The sequence below is a fragment of the Pseudonocardia autotrophica genome, from assembly GCF_003945385.1.
GTDB classification, from domain to species: domain Bacteria; phylum Actinomycetota; class Actinomycetes; order Mycobacteriales; family Pseudonocardiaceae; genus Pseudonocardia; species Pseudonocardia autotrophica.
In genome coordinates, this window is sequence record NZ_AP018920.1 from 2,698,760 (window position 1) to 2,716,366 (window position 17,607).

14 protein-coding genes are annotated in these 17,607 nt (G+C 73.1%); 11 read left to right on the forward strand and 3 right to left on the reverse strand.

The window, feature by feature from the left end; genetic code table 11:
- Window position 1 precedes the first annotated feature (1 nt).
- The 9 genes from Pdca_RS12795 (at window position 2) to Pdca_RS12835 (ending at window position 11,909) form a co-directional block, all read left to right on the forward strand.
- On the forward strand, window positions 2-1,465 hold the full coding sequence (locus tag Pdca_RS12795; protein ID WP_085911331.1) for a mannitol dehydrogenase family protein: 1,464 nt from the start codon (window positions 2-4) through the stop codon (window positions 1,463-1,465).
- Window positions 1,462-2,499, forward strand: a complete 1,038-nt coding sequence (locus Pdca_RS12800) for an NAD(P)-dependent alcohol dehydrogenase (RefSeq protein WP_085911332.1) — start codon at window positions 1,462-1,464, stop codon at window positions 2,497-2,499. The genes Pdca_RS12795 and Pdca_RS12800 overlap by 4 nt, the downstream gene beginning before the upstream one ends.
- Before the next feature lie 44 nt (window positions 2,500-2,543).
- Window positions 2,544-3,917 (forward strand): MFS transporter, encoded by a 1,374-nt coding sequence (locus Pdca_RS12805; protein ID WP_085911333.1) that lies wholly within the window; start codon window positions 2,544-2,546, stop codon window positions 3,915-3,917.
- Window positions 3,917-4,951: a sugar kinase gene (locus tag Pdca_RS12810; RefSeq protein WP_085911334.1), complete on the forward strand. Its 1,035-nt coding sequence runs from the start codon at window positions 3,917-3,919 to the stop codon at window positions 4,949-4,951. Before Pdca_RS12805 ends, Pdca_RS12810 begins: the two co-directional genes overlap by 1 nt.
- 431 nt (window positions 4,952-5,382) lie before the next feature.
- Window positions 5,383-6,081, forward strand: coding sequence for a response regulator transcription factor (locus Pdca_RS12815; RefSeq protein ID WP_085911335.1), 699 nt, complete (start codon window positions 5,383-5,385; stop codon window positions 6,079-6,081).
- A complete protein-coding gene (locus Pdca_RS12820; protein ID WP_085911336.1) occupies window positions 6,078-7,547 on the forward strand; it encodes a sensor histidine kinase in 1,470 nt (489 codons plus the stop codon). The genes Pdca_RS12815 and Pdca_RS12820 overlap by 4 nt, the downstream gene beginning before the upstream one ends.
- Before the next feature lie 171 nt (window positions 7,548-7,718).
- Window positions 7,719-9,806, forward strand: a complete 2,088-nt coding sequence (locus Pdca_RS12825; RefSeq protein WP_085911519.1) for an ATP-binding cassette domain-containing protein — start codon at window positions 7,719-7,721, stop codon at window positions 9,804-9,806.
- Window positions 9,803-10,630, forward strand: a complete 828-nt coding sequence (locus Pdca_RS12830; protein ID WP_085911337.1) for a CbiQ family ECF transporter T component — start codon at window positions 9,803-9,805, stop codon at window positions 10,628-10,630. The genes Pdca_RS12825 and Pdca_RS12830 overlap by 4 nt, the downstream gene beginning before the upstream one ends.
- 58 nt (window positions 10,631-10,688) lie before the next feature.
- Window positions 10,689-11,909: a glycosyltransferase gene (locus Pdca_RS12835; protein ID WP_085911338.1), complete on the forward strand. Its 1,221-nt coding sequence runs from the start codon at window positions 10,689-10,691 to the stop codon at window positions 11,907-11,909.
- 35 nt (window positions 11,910-11,944) lie between these two features.
- Here Pdca_RS12835 and Pdca_RS12840 read toward each other — a convergent pair whose 3' ends face one another.
- Complete coding sequence (locus Pdca_RS12840) at window positions 11,945-12,559, reverse strand: TetR/AcrR family transcriptional regulator C-terminal domain-containing protein (RefSeq protein ID WP_085911339.1); 615 nt, start codon at window positions 12,557-12,559, stop codon at window positions 11,945-11,947.
- Window positions 12,560-12,631: 72 nt separating this feature from the next.
- Here Pdca_RS12840 and Pdca_RS12845 point away from each other — a divergent pair, with 72 nt between their 5' ends.
- Together Pdca_RS12845 and Pdca_RS12850 are read left to right on the forward strand one after the other, a co-directional pair.
- Window positions 12,632-13,891, forward strand: coding sequence for an FAD-dependent monooxygenase (locus Pdca_RS12845; protein WP_232021547.1), 1,260 nt, complete (start codon window positions 12,632-12,634; stop codon window positions 13,889-13,891).
- A 27-nt stretch (window positions 13,892-13,918) separates the two neighbouring features.
- Window positions 13,919-15,340, forward strand: a complete 1,422-nt coding sequence (locus Pdca_RS12850; RefSeq protein WP_085911341.1) for a DHA2 family efflux MFS transporter permease subunit — start codon at window positions 13,919-13,921, stop codon at window positions 15,338-15,340.
- Window positions 15,341-15,411: 71 nt separating this feature from the next.
- Here Pdca_RS12850 and Pdca_RS12855 read toward each other — a convergent pair whose 3' ends face one another.
- Together Pdca_RS12855 and Pdca_RS12860 are read right to left on the reverse strand one after the other, a co-directional pair.
- Window positions 15,412-16,557 (reverse strand): serine hydrolase domain-containing protein, encoded by a 1,146-nt coding sequence (locus tag Pdca_RS12855; RefSeq protein WP_232021548.1) that lies wholly within the window; start codon window positions 16,555-16,557, stop codon window positions 15,412-15,414.
- Between the two features lie 57 nt (window positions 16,558-16,614).
- A complete protein-coding gene (locus Pdca_RS12860; RefSeq protein WP_085911342.1) occupies window positions 16,615-17,451 on the reverse strand; it encodes an SAM-dependent methyltransferase in 837 nt (278 codons plus the stop codon).
- Between the last annotated feature and the right edge of the window lie 156 nt (window positions 17,452-17,607).

Below are 17,607 nucleotides of genomic sequence, written 5' to 3' on the forward strand. Positions count from 1 at the left end.
CATGGCTCCCTCGACGGATCTCTCGACCGGGATCGTCCACATCGGGCTGTCCAACTTCCACCGCGCACACCAGGCCGTGCACACCGCGGCCGCGCTCGCCGCCGAACCAGGCCCGTGGGGCGTGCTCGGGATCGCACCGCGCAGCACCGCGGTCGCCGACGCGCTGGTCGCCCAGGACCTGCGGTACGCCGTCGTCGAGATCTCACCGGACGGTGAGCGGGCGAGCGTGCCCGCGGTGCACACCGGCGCACTGGTGGCGGCCCGCGATCCGGAGCCGGTGCTGACCGCACTCGCCGCACCGGACACCCGGATCGTGTCGCTGACCGTCACCGAGGGCGGATACACGATCGATCCGCGCACCGGTGGCATCGATCTCGACGATCCCGGTGTCCGCGCGGACCTGGCCGGTACGTGCAGCACCGCGATCGGCCTGCTGGCCCGCGGCCTGCAGCGTCGGGCCCGCGGGCACGGCGCCCCGGTCACGGTGCTGAGCTGCGACAACCTGCTCGCCAACGGCGAGGTGACGCAGCGCCTGGTGCGCGGGTTCGCGGCCGCGCTGCCCGCCGGGGAGCGCGACGAGCTGCTCGGCTACCTCGACACGGTCACGTTCCCGAACTCGATGGTCGACCGGATCGTCCCGGCCACCACCGATGCCACCCGGGCCGCCGCGGCGCGGCTCACCGGTACCGCAGACGCCGTCCCGGTGCCCGCCGAACCGTTCAGCATGTGGGTGCTGCAGGACGCGTTCGCGGCCGGCCGCCCCGCCTGGGAAGCACCGGGCGAGGGCATTCACGGCGCGGTGTTCACCGACGGTATCCCCGGCGCGGTGTTCACCGACGACGTCGCCGGCTACGAGCTGCTCAAGCTGCGCCTGCTCAACGGCACCCACTCGCTGATCGCCTACCTCGGCGCGCTCGCCGGGGAGGACCTGATCGCCCGCTCGGTCGCCCGGTCGTCGATCCGGGCCGCGGCCGGACGGGTGCTGCACGACGACTACCGGCCCACCGTCCGGGTGCCCGAAGGGGTCGACGTGGACGACTACGCCGGGCAGCTGTTCACTCGCTGGTCGAACGCCGCGCTCGGGCACCGCACCCGGCAGGTCGGCTCGGACGGGTCGCTCAAGCTCGCCCAGCGGATCCCCGGCCCGGCCGCCGAGCACCTGGCGTCCGGGGTGCTGCCCCAGCACCTCGCGCTGACCGTCGCCGGCTGGCTCGCCTGCGTCGCACCACCGGCCGGGTTCGATCCCGGCCCGCACGCCGCCGCGATGGCGGAACCGGCCCGCGAGCAGCTCGCCGCGACCGCGGCCGGCCCGATCGCCGCACACGTGCGCGCCGGGCTGGAACTGCTCGGCGGTGAGCCCGGCGCGGGCTTCGCGGACCGCACGGCCGAGCTGCTCGACGTGCTCGTCCGGCACGGTGTCGACGCGGCGGTCGCCGAGGCCGCCGGAGAGCGGAGGGCGCCGTGAACACCGAATCGATTCCTGGGCACACCCGTGCCGCGGTCCTGCACGGCGCGCTCGACCTGCGGGTCGAGGAGGTGCCGGTGACCGGCCCCGGACCGGGCGAGGTGCTCGTCGCGGTCGAGGCGGTCGGCGTCTGCGGATCCGACGTGCACTACTTCACCGACGGCCGCAACGGACGCAACGTGCTGCGCGGCCCGATGGTGCTCGGGCACGAACCGGCCGGTGTGGTCGCCGCACTGGGCTCCGGTGTGGACGGCCCGGCCGTCGGCACCCGGGTCGCGGTGGAGCCCGCGGTCGGCTGCGGGCACTGCCCGACCTGCCGGTCCGGTGCCTACCACCTGTGCCCGTCCGGGACCTGCCTCGGCTCGCCGCCCACCGACGGCGCCATGTCCGGCTACCGGGCCGTCCCGGCACGCGCCGCACACCCGCTGCCGGACACACTGCCGACCGAGCTCGGCGCACTCGTCGAGCCGCTGGCGGTGGCCGTGCACGCGGTCCGCCGGGCCGGTGTCGGCACCGGGCACCGGGTGCTGGTCACCGGTGCCGGACCGATCGGGGTGCTGGTCGCCCAGGTCGCCCGGGCCGCGGGCGCCGAGCAGGTCGTCGTCACCGACGTGCACGACGCCCGGCTCGACCGGGCCGCCGGGCTCGGCGCGACGGGCACCGTCAACACCGCCCGCGACGACCTCCCGGACGCCGCCTTCGACCGGCTGCTGGAGTGCTCGGCGGTACCGGCCGCGCTCTGGCAGGGCATGCACGCGCTCGGCCCCGCCGGGCGGGCGACCGTCGTCGGGCAGGCACCGCCGGCCGTCGACGGGCTGCCGCTGGCGCTGATGCAGCGCTGGGAGATCGACCTGAACGCCTCGTTCCGGTCCGCGCACGCGTTCGGGCCCGCGATCGGGCTCGCCGCGTCCGGACGGGTGGACCTCGCCGGGGTACTGACCGGCCGGTTCGCCCTCTCCGACGCACCCGAGGCGCTGCGCGCGCCGGGTGCCGACCCGCACCACCTCAAGGTCGTCGTCCGCCCGGGCGACTGACGCCGTCCCGCCCCGCACGGGGCCCCTACTCCATTCGAGGACGCATGGACACCAGCGGAACTCCTCCCAATCCGTCCACACTGGATCCGGATCGGCCGGCCGACCCGAAGGCGACCCGCAAGGCGGCCTGGGCCGGTCTGGTCGGCACCACGCTCGAGCAGTACGACTTCGTCATCTACGGCACCGCGTCGGCGCTGGTGTTCTCGTCGCTGTTCTTCCCGAACGTGTCGCCGGCCGCCGGCATCCTGGCGAGCTTCTCGGCCTACGCGGTCGGATTCCTCGCCCGGCCGCTGGGCGGCCTGTTCTTCTCCCGCTACGGCGACCGGTTCGGCCGTAAGTGGATCCTGGTCGCGACATTGCTGCTGATGGGCGGCTCGACGCTGCTGATCGGTCTGCTGCCGACCTACGAGACGATCGGCGTGCTCGCACCGGTGCTCCTGGTGCTCTGCCGGTTCTTCCAGGGCTTCGGCGCCGGAGCCGAACAGGCCGGGGCCGCGACCCTGCTCACCGAGACGGTCGGGCGGGGCCGCCGTGGCCGGTACGCCTCGCTCGTCATGGTGGGCGCGGCGCTGGGCACCGCACTCGGCGCCGTCGTCTGGATCGCGGTCCAGCAGCTGCCCGAGGAGCAGCTGATGAGCTGGGGCTGGCGGCTGGTGTTCCTGTCCAGCCTGATCGTCACGATCGTCGCCATGGTGATCCGGCGCAAGCTCGACGAGAGCCCGGTGTTCGCCGAGCTGAAGGACAACCACGTCGCACCGGCCAAGCCGGCCGGTGAGGTGTTCCGGCACGGTCGGCGTCCGATGCTGCTGGTGCTGTTCATGAACGTCGGCACCAGCGCGCAGTCCTACACCTTCCAGGTGTTCATCGCCTCCTACCTGGTGATGCAGGTCGGGGTCGACTCGTCGTTCGTGCCACCGGTGCTGCTGATCGGGGCGATCTGCGGCGGGATCGCGGCGTTCGGCTTCGGGTCGCTGTCGGACCGGGTCGGACGACGGCCCGTCTACGTCGGGATCATGGCCGGGATCGTGCTGTTGCCGTGGCCCGCGTTCGTCGCGCTGAACACCGGCGACCCGATCGCCATCGTGGTGACCATCGTGATCGGTTTCGTGCTCGCCGTGAACGGCGGCGTCGGGGTCCAGATGAGCTACTTCCCGGAGCTGTTCGGCAGTCGCTACCGCTACGCGGGCGTCACCCTGGGCCGGGAGTTCTCCTCCGCGCTCGGCGGTGGTGTCGCACCGCTGATCTGTGCCGCCCTGCTCAGCGCGTTCACCGGGTCCTGGATCCCGGTGGCGATCTACATGTCGCTGATCGCGCTGGTCAGCCTGATCGCCGCCTGGATGGCGCCGGAGACCCTGGACCGTGACCTCACGGTCCCGCACGACGCGGGCGCCCGGCCCCGGGACGAGGTGAGCGCCTGATGAGCGGGACACCACGGGCCGTCTGCCTGGGCGAGACCATGGGCCTGCTCGCCGCGACCTCGGTCGGCCGGCTCGCGCACGTCGGCGAGATGGCACTGGGCATCGGCGGAGCGGAGAGCAACGTCGCGATCGCGCTGTCCCGGCTCGGCGTGCCGACCGCGTGGGCCGGCCGGCTCGGTGCCGATGCGATCGGCGACCGGGTGGTCCGCGAGCTGACCGCGGAGCGGATCGCGGTGCACGCCGTCCGCGACCCGGACGCCCCGACCGGACTGATGCTCAAGGAACGCCTGCCCGGCGGCCGGATCAAGGTCTGGTACTACCGGTCGCACGCCGCCGGGTCCCGGCTCGTCCCGTCCGATGTCGACGACGAGCTGATCGCCGGCGCCGAGCTGCTGCACGTCACCGGCATCTCCCCGGCGCTCGGACCGGGCCCCGGGGCGGCCGCGGCACACGCCGTCGCGGTGGCCAGGGAGGCCGGGACGACGGTCTCGGTCGACGTCAACCACCGCTCCGCGCTGTGGTCCGACGCCGAGGCGGGGCCCGCCCTGCGGACCCTCGCCGCATCGGCGGACGTGCTGTACGCCGGTGACGACGAGGCCCGCCTGGTGCTCGGGACGACCGAGGCCGACCCGGAGACCCTCGCCCGCGAGCTGGCCGCGCTCGGCCCGTCCGAGGTGGTGATCAAGCTGGGCGCGCAGGGGGCGCTCGCGCTGTTCCGGGACGCGGGGACGCCGCCGGAGGGTGCCGGGTCGGCGGGCGGAGACCCCCCCGATGGCCGGGCCGATGACCGGACCGATGGCTGGACCGTGCTGTTCGAGCCCGCGGTGCCGGTCGAGGTGGTCGACCCGGTCGGCGCCGGCGACGCGTTCGTCGGCGCCCACCTGGCCGAGCGGCTCGCCGGGCGCGCCCCGGCGGAGCGGCTGCGTACCGCGGTCACCGCGGGCGCGCTGATGTGCACCGTCCCCGGCGACTGGGAGGCGCTGCCCGACCGTGCCGATCTGGCGGCGCCGGCGGGACCCGACGTGACCCGCTGAGTTCACACCCCTTCGCCGTCGTTCGCACCCGCCGCAGCGGGTGCGATGTGCGGCGAAGGGGTGCGAACCGGGCGGCGGCGGCGAGTGCCTGCCGCCGCAGGGCACCGTCAGCTCCGCGCGCAGGATCCCCGGCGACCCGTCCGGCGTCCGCTAACGGACATCGGTGACCCGCGGGTGTTCACGCAGCACCCGGTCGCCGCGGTGCCTGCATCGGCTTTCACACCGACTTCTTGTCGGCCTTTTACCGTGTACCGGCACGCTTCCCCGACGGCGCCCCGATCGGCCGGTATCACGCGGAAGAAGGTGCATCCGAGGTGTCGGAAGCAACGCAGGCGACGGCATTCGCGAGTACCGCCGGCCGCTCCTGGCCGGTCCCCTCGCCTTCGGAGGCGCCGGAGCGCGGCCCCGACCTGACCGGGCACGATGGTGCCATGGCTGCCCAGGTACTGATCGCCGACGACGATCGGGCGATCCGGGAGTCCCTGGCTCGTGCGCTGGAGCTGGAGGGCTACCAGGCGACGGTCGTCGAGGACGGGGTGGGCGCGCTCGCCCTGGTCCACCGCGGGACCTTCGACGCGCTGGTACTCGACGTGATGATGCCGAGGATCGACGGACTGGCCGTGTGCCAGGTGCTGCGCGCGGAGAACGACCACACCCCGGTGCTGATGCTCACCGCCCGGGTGGAGACCTCCGACCGCGTCGCCGGGCTGGATGCCGGGGCGGACGACTACCTGCCCAAACCGTTCGAGCTGGACGAGCTGCTCGCCCGCCTGCGTGCGCTGCTGCGCCGGGCCGCACTGGTGCCCGCCGGACCCGACGGCGACGATCCCGCGCTGCTGCATCTACAGGCCCTGTGCGTCGACACCGGCGCACGGCGGGCCTGGTGGGCGGATCGTGAGCTGTCGCTGTCCAAGACCGAGTTCAGCCTGCTGGAGCTGCTGGTCCGCAATGCGGGAATCGTGGTGGAACACGCCACCGTCTACGAACGCATCTGGGGCTTCGACTTCGGCGTCGACTCCAAGAATCTCGCGGTGTACATCGGCTACCTGCGTCGCAAGCTCGCGGCGGCGGGAGCGCCGGCCCTGATCCACACCGTCCGGGGCGTCGGTTATTCGGCCCGCCCGTCATGAGTCTGCGCACCCGGCTGTCGCTGGCGTTCGCGCTGGTGGCGACGATCGTTGCCGCGCTGGTCGGGCTGCTCAGCTTCTGGGTGGTGGCCGACCGGCTCGACGGTGAACTCGATCAGGCGCTGCAGGCCGCGACCGTGTCGCTGGCCGACGGGCGGACCGAGGTCCTCGCCCCGGCCCCGACCGGCTCGCTGGCCGACCGCGACGGCGCCGGAGTCCGCTGGGTCCCGCTGGATGCCGGCCGGCGAGGGGAGAACCAGCGGCTGGTCGCCCAGGCCGTCGCGCCGGACGGGACGATGACCCGCCTCGGCGGATTCGATGCGCTCCTCCCGGTCGGAGCCACGGCCCGAACCCTGGCCGCCTCCGCCGTCACCGGGGAGAGCGCCATGTCCGAGGTCGAGCTCGGTGACACCGATCTCAGGGTGCTGACCACGGCCCTGGGCGACGGACGCGGAGCGCTGCAGGTCGCGGTGGACGTGACCCGGCCCGACCGGGTGCTGGTCGAGATGGCGGTCGCCATCGGGTTGATCAGCGGGGCGGTGCTCCTGGTCGCCGCCGCGGTCGGATGGGTGATCGCCCGCCGGATCACCCACCCGCTGGTGCGGCTGACCGCCGTCGCCGAGGACATCAGCGCGGACGGCCGGGTCGAGGCGGTCGAGATTCACGGGGCCGGCAACGGACCGCCCGGCCGGGACGAGGTGGGGCGGCTGGCGGCGTCCTTCACCGCGATGCTCGCCCGGATCGCCAACGCCCGTGACGCCCAGGACCGCCTGGTCCAGGACGCTGCCCACGAGCTCCGCACCCCGTTGACCAGCCTGCGTACCAACGCGAGTGTGCTGCGGCGGGTTGCCGAGGTGACTCCCGAGGCCCGCGAACGACTCATCGACGACCTGCAGAGCGAGACCCGTGAGCTGAGCAATCTCGTCGAGGAGCTCGTCGAGCTGGCGCTCGCCCGGCGCAGCGACGAGCAGGAGGAGGCGGTGGCATTGGCCGATGTCGTCGATCGGGTCGTCGACCGGGTCCGGCGGCGCGCACCGCGCCGGATCGTGGTCGACAGTGACGGATCGGTGGTACTCGGGCAGCCGCACGGTCTCGAACGCGCGGTGGGGAACCTGGTGGAGAACGCCGCCAAGTTCGCCCCGGACGACGCCGGCCCGATCGAGGTGCACGTCGAGCTGGGCTCCGTCGTGGTCTCCGACCGGGGCCCGGGCATCGACGAGTGCGATGCCGCACGGGTGTTCGACCGGTTCTACCGGTCCGACGCGGCGCGCGCTCTGCCCGGATCGGGGCTCGGTCTGTCCATCGTGCACGACGTCGCCGCCGCGCACGACGGTCACGCGTTCGCCCGGCCGCGTCCCGGCGGCGGCGCCGTCGTCGGATTCGGGGTGGCGCCGGATCGACTCTTACCCGATTCCGAACGGGGTCACGTCGGGACCTCACCCGCGGTCGGCACGGTGGACGACAACTGACCGACCCGCTTCAGGGAGTCCGATGTCCGCCACCGGCACGTCTCGACCAGCACCGAGTCGTTCCCGGGCCCACCTCGTCGTTCCTGCGGAGCGGACGACCGTGCGCCGGTCCACATCGGATCCGTGACCCCGATCGATCGGACCACCGTGACGGCACTGCCCATGACATCCATGACCGCTTCACCCCCCACACCCGGGGCGCGGCGGCGACACTCAGGACCCCTGCACCCGGTCGAACTCGCGCAGGCGGCGATGGCGGCCGCCCTGTGCACCGGCATCGCGGTCACCGTGGCCGTGGTGCCGTTCGCGGCCGCGTTGACCGTGCTGGCCGCGGTGCCGTTGGCGCTGCTGGTCCACCGGCACCGGTTCCGGGTCGTGGGTGCGGCGATGGTCGCCTGCGCGGTCGTCGCCTTCCTCGTCACCGGCAGCGCCGGGCTGAGCGTGATCGTCGTAGCCGCCTACATCGGTGCTCTGATCGGATGGGTCCGGCGACTCGGCGGGGGCACTCCGGCCGCGCTGGTCAGCGCGCTGGCCGCGAGCCTGGTGTTCGGGGCGTGTGCGGTCGCCGCGATGGCCGCGCTGGCCCGGTTGCGCGAACTGCTGTTCGCCTCGATCGCCGCCTACGCCGACGGGATGGCACTGGCCGTCGGCTCCGTGCCCGGCGGCGCGGTGGCCGGGCAGTGGATACGCGACGTCGTCGCGTCGGGGCTGGCGAACTGGCCTGTGTGGGCGTTGAGCACGGCGGCCGTGGCGGTCACCGGTTCGACGATGATCGGCTGGTGGGCGCTGGCGCAGGTACTCGATCGGATCGCCGGGCTGCCCGACGGCCACAAGCTCGACGGCGATCCCGACGACCGGCCGTCCGGCCCGGTACCCGTCGTGCTGCGGGACGCCCGGTTCCGCTACCCCGGTGCCGATCGGGACGCTCTCCACCCGGTGAACACCACGATCGCCGCCGGCGAGCACCTTGCGGTCACCGGCACCAACGGATCGGGCAAGACCACGCTGCTGCTGTTGCTCTGCGGCCGGGCGCCGACGTCCGGAGCGGTGACGCGGCCCGGAGCCGTCGGGCTCGGCCGCCGCGGCGGCACCGCGGTCGTCATGCAGCACCCGGAGAGCCAGGTGCTCGGCACCCGGGTGGCCGACGACGTGGTCTGGGGCCTGCCCGACGACCGGATCGTCGACGTGGAAGGGCTGCTCGGGAAGGTGGGCCTCGCCGGGATGGGCGATCGAGGCACCGGCAGCCTGTCCGGTGGTGAGCTGCAACGGCTCGCGATCGCCGCGGCGCTGGCCCGCGAGCCGGGCCTGCTGATCGCCGACGAGATCACCAGCATGGTCGACCCGCAGGGCCGCGTCGCGCTCACCGGAATGCTCACCGGCCTGGCCCGCGACCACGAGATGGCGCTGGCCAACATCACCCACTACGACGACGAAGCCCGCTCCGCGGACCGCACTCTCGCACTGGCCGGCATCCACCACGAGGCCCGCGACGAGGCCGGAACCTCCATGGTCTCGACCGCTCCGGCTCCGTCGGCATCGTCGGCAGCGGCAGCGCCGTGGTCGTCGCTGCCGGGCTCGGTCGGCACTCCGCTGCTACAGCTCGACGGGGTCGGCCACGAGTACAGCAGCGGGACGCCGTGGGCGTCGACCGCGCTGCGTGGGATCGACCTGGAGGTGGGCCGGGGCGACGGGCTGCTGATCCACGGCGGCAACGGGTCCGGGAAGTCCACCCTGGCCTGGATCATGACCGGGCTGCTGGCGCCGACCTCGGGCCGGTGCCTGTTCGCCGGAAGGCCGGTGGCCGAGCAGGTCGGATCGGTGGCGCTGTCGTTCCAGACCGCCCGGCTGCAGCTGACCCGCGGCCGGGTCGACCTCGACATCGCAGCGGCCGCCGGATTCGACCACCGCGATCACGCCCGGGTGAGCCGGGCACTGGAATCGGTCGGCCTCGATCCGGCGCTCGGCTCATGTCCGGCCGACCGGCTCAGCGGCGGCCAGATGCGCCGGGTGGTCCTCGCCGGGCTGCTGGCCGGCGAGCCGCAGGCGATCGTCCTGGACGAGCCGCTGGCAGGGGTCGACGCGGCCGGCCGGGCCGGGCTGCTCACCCTGCTCACCGACCTGCGCCGGGAGACCGGTCTCACCGTGGTCGTCATCTCGCACGACTTCGCCGGGCTCGAGGAACTCTGCCCACGCACCGTGCACCTGAGCGACGGCGGCTGGGAGCCGGTCACCGCGCCGTCCATCGGGAGCGGGTCATGAGCGCCCCCGCCGGGCCGCGCCGTCCGGTGGTACTGCGCCCGCTTCCCGGCGGTTCTCCGGTGCACGAGCTGTGGGCCGGGACGAAACTGATCGTCATCGCTGCGATGGGGCTGCTGCTGGCATTGTTCCCCGGCTGGGTGCCGATCGGGCTGGTGGCCGTGTTCCTGTTCGTCGGCCTGCGGGCCGCCCGGGTCCCGCGCACGGCGATGCCCACGGTGCCCCGCTGGCTGTGGCTGCTCCTGGCACTGTCCGGCGCGACGGTCGCACTGGCCGGGGGTGCCCCCTGGGTCGATCTCGGGGTGGTTCGTCTCGGGTTCGGTGGGCTGCTCGACTTCCTGCGCCTGATGTCGTTCATCCTGGTGCTGCTGGTCCTGAGCGTGCTGGTGGCGTGGACCACCGACCCGGCCGACGTCGCACCCGCGCTCGCCCGACTCGGTCGGCCGCTGAAGGTCCTCCGGCTGCCGGTCGACGACTGGGCCGTCACCCTCGCGCTGACCCTGCGGGCCCTCCCGATGCTGCTCGACGAGCTGCGCGTCCTGTTCGCCGCCCGCCGCCTGCGACCCCGGCCCCCTGCGGCGACCCGGCGTCGGCGGTACCGGCGCTGGGCGGCCGACCAGGTCGATCTCATCGCCACCGCGATGACGGTCGCGTTGCGCCGGGCCGACGAGATGGGCGATGCCATCACCGCCCGCGGCGGGTCCGGCCGGCTCGCGGCGCGGCCGTCCCGACCGGGCGCCGCCGACGCGCTGGTCCTCGGCGTCGTGGGCATCGTGTGCGCGCTGTCGGTCCACATCGAGCTCATCGCCCCGCTGGGGAGCGGCTGATGGCATCCGCCGGCGCCGTAGCCACCCGGATCATGACCCGACGAGGAGCCTCCGTCCGATGCGCATCCTGATCGGCGCCGACACCTACGCCCCCGACGTCAACGGTGCGTCCTACTTCGCCGGCCGGCTCGCGGCCGGACTCGGTGGACGGGGCCACGAGGTGCACGTCGCCTGCCCCTCCCGCACACTGCGCGGCTCGTGCACCGTCGTGCCGGGCACGGGCATCGTCGAACACCGGTTCGCCTCCCTCCCGGTGCCTCGCCCGACCGACTTCCGGATCAGCGTGCGGCCCGGGCTGGTGCACCGTGCCCGGTCCCTGCTGCGGCAGGTGCGCCCCGACGTCGTCCACGTGCAGAGCCACCTGCTGCTCGGCCGGGCCCTGATCGTCGCGGCGAAGGCGGTGGGAACCCCGGTCGTGGCCACCACCCACGTACTCCCGGACAACCTGGTTCCGTACCTGCCGCTGGGGTCCGGCGGGCTGGAGCGGGCCCGGCGGTGGTTCTGGCGGACCGCGGTCGACGTGCTCGGCCGGGCCGACATCGTCACCGCGCCGACCTCCTACGCCGCCCGGCTGATGGAGCGGCACGGGGTCCCCGGACCGGTCGTGACGATCTCCAACGGGCTCGACCTGACCCGGTTCCACCCGGACCGCGACGGAGCGGCGTTCCGTCGCCGGCACGGTCTCGACGACCGCCCCACCGTCGGCTACCTGGGCCGGTTGGATCCGGAGAAGCACCTCGACGAGCTGCTCGCCGCCGTCGCGGCACTGCGCCGGACGACCGACGCCCAGCTGGTGATCGTCGGGGACGGGGACCGGCGCCCGCAGCTCACCGCACTGGTCCGGGGCCTCGGACTCGAGCACTCGGTGGTCATGACCGGCCGGCTGCCCGATTCGGAGATCCCGGACGCCTACGCGGCGATGGACGTGTTCGTGAACCCGGGAACCGCCGAGCTGCAGAGCTTGGTGACCCTGGAGGCGATGGCCACGGGGCGTCCCGTGGTCGCAGCGGACGCGGGCGCTCTGCCACATCTGGTCCAGCACGGCCGCAACGGCTACCGCTACCCGCCCGGCGCTCCCGCCGTGCTGGCCGGGCACCTGGACCGGCTGCTGGCGCGCCCGGACGAAAGGGCCAGCGCCGGCCTGCAGAGTCTGCAGATCGTCGGCGGGCACGCGCTCGACGCGACGTTGGCCGACTTCGAGACCGCCTACACGCGTGCAGGTTCGAGGCCGCTGCGGGGCTGCCCTGCGCCCGCCGGCACAGAGGTCACGGCGTGGTGAGGAGTCCGGCCCGGTGGCTCGATCCGACGATCACCTCACCGCGGGGCCTCCCCGAGGCGAGCACCCCCGTCGCTCCGGGTCGACGTGGTGCGGTGCGCCGCGAACCCGTCGGCGATGAGCGCGAGCCCCGCCTCGTAGGCGAGCTCGTGGTCGATCCGGGGGCCCTCGGAGCCCGCGGGCTGTCCGGGAGAGTCGGCCTCGGCCTGCTCCTCCAGCACGGAGCCGACGGTGAACCGGCTCGCGGCGAGCATCGCCAGCTGCGCGTGGTGCTCGCTGAAGCCGGAGCCGATGAGGAACGCCATCTTGTGGCCGATGCGTTCCCGGTCGGCGGCGCTCGGCCGGATACCCGCGTGCAGGCGTGCACCGTCGCGGCGGATCAGGAGCGTGCGGCGGAAGCTGCGGTGGTTCTCGAGGAACCAGTCGTACCAGTCGTCGGTGGACGTCGGCAGCGGCGCGGTCGCGTGCGGCGCCATCGCGGCCTCGGCCATCGCACTGAGGAGGTCCTCCTTCTTGGCGAAGTGGTAGTAGAGCGAGGGCTGCTCCACTCCGAGCCGTCGTGCGAGCCCGCGGGTGCTGATCTTGTCCAGCCCCACCTCGTCGAGCAGGTCGAGTGCCTCGGTGATCACCGCATCCCGGTTCAGCTTCGCCACACTTGACAGTCTATCGGTGATAGTCCGAGACTGGAAACGTAACCTTTCAGTGATAGAAACCGAGTGATGGGCATGGCTATGAACACGAACTCCGGGACGCCGTCGCTGCGGATCCTGATCTGTGGCGGCGGAATCGCGGGGCAGGCGCTCGCGTACTGGCTGGGGGAGGGCGGACACCGGGTGACGGTCGTGGAGCGGTTCCCCGCGCTCCGTGCCACCGGCGCTCAGGTCGACCTGCGCGGGCAGGGGATCGACGCGATCGCGAGCATGGGGCTGCTCGAGGCGGTCCGTACCGAACTCGTCGACGAGCCGGGTGTGGCGTTCGTGAACTCCCGTGGCACGCCGCGGGCGACGATCATGGCGAACACCTCCGGTCAGGGGCGTCAGACGCTGACCTCGGAGTACGAGATCATGCGTGGCGACCTGGTCCGCATCCTCCACGACCTGGCGAAGGATGACGCCGAGTACGTGTTCGGGATCGGCGTGGACCGGGTCGAACAGGACGACGAGAAGGTCACCGCCCACTTCTCGGACGGTACGACCGGCGAGTACGACGTCCTCATCGGTGCGGACGGTCAGGGCTCCCGGGTCCGTCGTGCGGTCCTTCCCGACGGCGCGGCCGAGCCGTACCGGCAGGTCGGGATCCACATGGCGTACTGGTTCATCCCGCGTATCGCGTCGGACCGCAACATCCGCGACACCTACATGGTCCCGGGTGGCCGCCAGATCATGCGGCGCAGCCACAATCCCGAACAGACCCAGGTCTACTTCGTGCTCCGCGAGGAGTCCGCGGAGGCCTCGGCGATCCATCGCAGCCCGATCGAGGACCAGCAGCGGTTCTGGGCCGACCGGTTCCGCGATGCCGGATGGCAGGTCGACCGCTTCATCGACGGCATGCGGGACGCTCCGTTCTTCTACTCCCAGGAGGTCGTCCAGGTACGCACCGGCACCTGGTCGAAGGGCCGCGTCGTCCTCGCCGGGGATGCCGCGCACTGCGCGTCGCCCTACAGCGGTATGGGGGTGTCGGCCGGTCTCGTCGGCGCCTACGTGCTCGCCGGGGAGCTCAACCGGCACCCGGACGACCTCGCCACCGCGTTCGCGAACTACGACGCCACGCTGCGTCCGTTCATCGACGAGGTTCAGGCGAGCGTCAAGCCCGCCCTGCTCAAGCTCGGCATGCCCAGGAGCCGTGCGGCGATCATCGCCTTCCGGACGGCAACCGCCGTGGCGACCACGCTGCGCATCCCCGAGCTCGTTGCGCGCTTCTCCCGTGAGGACCGTGGCGGTGCCTGGCAGCTGCCCCCGAACCCGGTGGCGACCGGGGCGCGCTGAGCCGGGCGGACGGCACGACTCGGACGGATGCGAGAGGCAGTGGACTCGACCAGGAACGCGCGACCCGCTCGGCTCGGCAGTCTGATCGCGCTGATCGTCACCGGCGGTTTCATGGCCGGCCTGGACACCTCGCTGGTCAACGTCGGACTGTCCACGATCGCGGACGACCTCGGCGGGTCGCTCGCGGGCACCCAGTGGGTGACGAGCGGGTATCTGCTGGCGCTGGCGGCGGCGCTGCCTGCCTGCGCCTGGCTGCAGCGGCGGATCGGACCGTCACGACTGTGGATGATCGCGCTCGTCGTGTTCACCATCGCCTCGGTGCTGTGCGCGATCGCGCCCAGCCTGCCGATGCTCATCGCCGCGCGTGTCCTCAAGGGCATCGCCGGTGGGCTGCTCGTCCCGACCGGGCAGAACATCATCGTCCGCGCGGTCGATCCCGATCACCTGGGCCGGGTCATGTCCACCGCGGGCATCCCCATCATGCTCGCTCCGGCGGTCGGGCCGGCTCTCGGCGGCATCCTCGTCGACACGCTGTCGTGGCGATGGCTGTTCCTGATGAATCTGCCCATCGGGCTGGTCGCCGTGCTGCTCGCCAGACAGATCCTGCCGAGGGACACTCCGGACCCGACGGCCCGGTTCGACGCCGTCGGGTTCCTCCTGCTGGCCACCGGGCTTCCTGCGCTCAGCCTCGGGCTCTCGTTGTTCAGCACGTCGGTTCCGCTCGCCGCCCTGCTGAGCGGGACCGGGTTGGCGCTGCTCGCGGCCTACGTGATCGAGGCGTCCCGAGCGCGCCGCCCCGGCGACCGGCCGTCGTTGCTCCATCTCGCGCTGTTCCGGCATCCGCCCTATGCGATCGCCCAGGTCACCGTGTTCTTCACCGGCCTGAGCCTTTTCGGGGGCCTCATCCTGCTGCCGCTCTACTTCGAGCGACTACGGGGGATGAGCGTCGTCGGCACCGGTTTCCTGCTGCTCGCCTACGGCGCGGGAGCGACGATGGCACTGATCGTCGGCGGCCGCCTGACCGATCGCCGGGGCGCCGGCATCACCACCGTCATCGGGCTGATCGTCACCATCGCCGGGACGCTGCCCTTCGTCTTCCTGCCCGCGGACACCCATCTCGTCGTCGTCGAGCTGCTGCAGGCCGTCCGGGGAATCGGCGTCGGTATGGCGGGCACGCCGGCGATGGCCGCCGTGCTGAAGAGCGGCCGGTCGCATCTCGGCGACTCCACGACGACAGCCAACATCATCCAACGGGTCGGCGGTGGGATCGGTAGCGCGATCGTCGTCATCACCGTCAGCCGAGCCGGACTTCAGCCGGCCGGATTCCAGGCGGCCTTCGGCATCCTCACCGGGACCGCGGTGATCGCTCTGATCGCTGCTGCCGCCCTGGTGGTGTCGGAGCGACGGCAACTACGCGCGACGGTCGACCACCGTCGCGCCGCGGACTGAACGGGTGACCCGTGTCGCCTGGCGGGGGAGGGGCCGGGGTGCCGGCCCGCAGCTCTCGCGCGCGCGGGGAGTCAGGCGTGTGCCGCGGCCCGGAACTCGTGCAGCTGCGCGGGGCCGTCCGGGCCGGTCCAGCTCACCTGGGTGAGCAGCAGGCTGATCACCCCGGTCCGCGGGTCCGACCGCCAGCCGGTGCCCAGACCGCCGTCCCAGCCGTAGCGGCCGCCGGGCTCGACGCAGAGCCCGAGGCCCCAGCCCGCGCCGTCGAGGAACATCGCGGCGTCGGTGCGCTGGGCGTCGGTGAGCCGGTCGGTGCTGAGCTCGGCGACGGTGCCGGGGGCGAGCAGCGGCCTGCCGCCGTCGCGCAGTGCCCCGGCGAAGGCCAGCAGATCGTCGAGGGTGGAGACCAGCCCGGCCGCGCCGGACGGGAACGGCGGCGGCGCGGCCCACGCGCCCCGCACCGGATCGACCACGGTGAACCCGCCGTCCCGGTCCGCGGCGAGCTGCGGGACGAACCGGTCCAGCTTCGCCTCGGGCACGTGGAAGGCGGTGTCGCGCATGCCGAGCGGAGCGAACACCCGCTGGTGCAGCAGATCCGGGAGATCCTGACCGCAGACCCGGGCGAGCAGCACGCCGAGGAGGTCACCGCTGGTCTGGTAGGCCCAGCGCTCCCCGGGCTGGGCGATCAGCGGGATCGCGGCGAGCCGGCGCAGCCACTCGTCCGGCGGTGGGGGCTGGTAGCGGCCGGGCGGCCCGTCGCTGCCCAGCCGGGCGTCGGCGTAGGCGCGCTGCACCGGCAGATCGGCGGTGAACCGGGGCAGCATCCCGATCCCGCAGCGGTAGGACAGCAGATCGGCCAGGGTGATGGCGCGCCGGGCCGGGACGGTGTCGTCGAGCTCGGCGGCCTCGTGCCGCAGCACCCGGGGCTCGGCCAGCTCGGGCAGCCACCCGGTGAGCGGATCGTCGAGGTCGAGCACGCCGTCCTCGACCAGGCCCAGTGCCGCGACCGCGACGACCGGCTTGGTGATCGAGGCGATCCGGACGACGGTGTCCCGGCGCAGCGGGTGGCCGGCGCCGTCGTCGCCGAGCACGTGCACCTCGGTGTCCGCGCGCGGCCGGTCGATCGCGGCGAGCAGGCCGGGCGCCCGGCCGCTGCCGACGAGGTCGCGCAGCGTCCGCGCGACCTCGCCGGACGGGATGTGGTCGAGCTCGGTGGGCACGGCGCCTCCGCGGGATCGGAACGTGTCACCGGTACCGACCCCGATCGCCGCCGGGACTCATCGCTGCGGCGGGTGCTTGATGCCGACGCCGCCGACGACGCACCGCTGCACGGCGTTCTCCGGTGTGAGCTGCGGGCCTTCCGGCCACCATCGGTGGCAGGCCACGATGCCGGGTTCGACCAGGTCCAGGCCGCCGAACAGCTCCCGGATCCGGGCCATCGTCCGGAAGTAGCCGCTACCCATCGGGCTGTGTACGAGGAGGTCCTCGACGCGCCGGGCCAGCTCGCTGTCGTCGTTCTCGGGGTCGAAGAAGTGCGAGACGACCACGACGCTGCCGGCCGGGAGCCGGTCGAGGTAGCCGGCCATGATCCGGGCCGGTCCGTCCTCGTCGGCGACGTGGTGCAGGGTGCCGACCTGGAACAGCGCGACCGGCCGGTCGAGATCGAGGAACTGCTGCACCGTCGGGTCGTCGAGGACGCCGCCGGGATCGCGCAGGTCGGCGGCGAGGAACCGGGTGAGCTCGTTGTCCTCCAGCAGCGCCCGGCCGTGTGCGACGACCGTCGGGTCGTTGTCGACGTAGACCACCCGGGCGTCGGGCCGCAGCCGCTGGACGACCTGGTGGGTGTTCTCCGCGGTCGGCAGCCCGGAGCCGCAGTCGAGGAACTGGGTGATCGCGGTCCGGGTGGCGACGAAGCGGGCGGCCCGGACCAGGAACGCCCGGTTGTCGAGCGCGAACTGGTTGACCTCCGGCGCGACCGCCCGGATCCGTTCGATCACCGCCCGATCGACCTCGTAGTTGTCCTTGCCGCCGAGCGCGTAGTCGTAGACCCGCGCGATGCTGGCCTTCGTCGTGTCGATGTGGGCGGGAGCTCGACCGTCGGTCGGCTGGACCATCTGCGGAGTCCTCACTGCGCTCGGCGCGGGCGTACGGAGTGACCGGAATCACCTGTTCGGTGCACGGTAGCGGAACTCCGAGCCTCCTGAGCTGGACGGTTGCGCCGTGATTCGAACACCCTGCTGTGTAAGGTGGACCGCCCGAACGACCGAGCC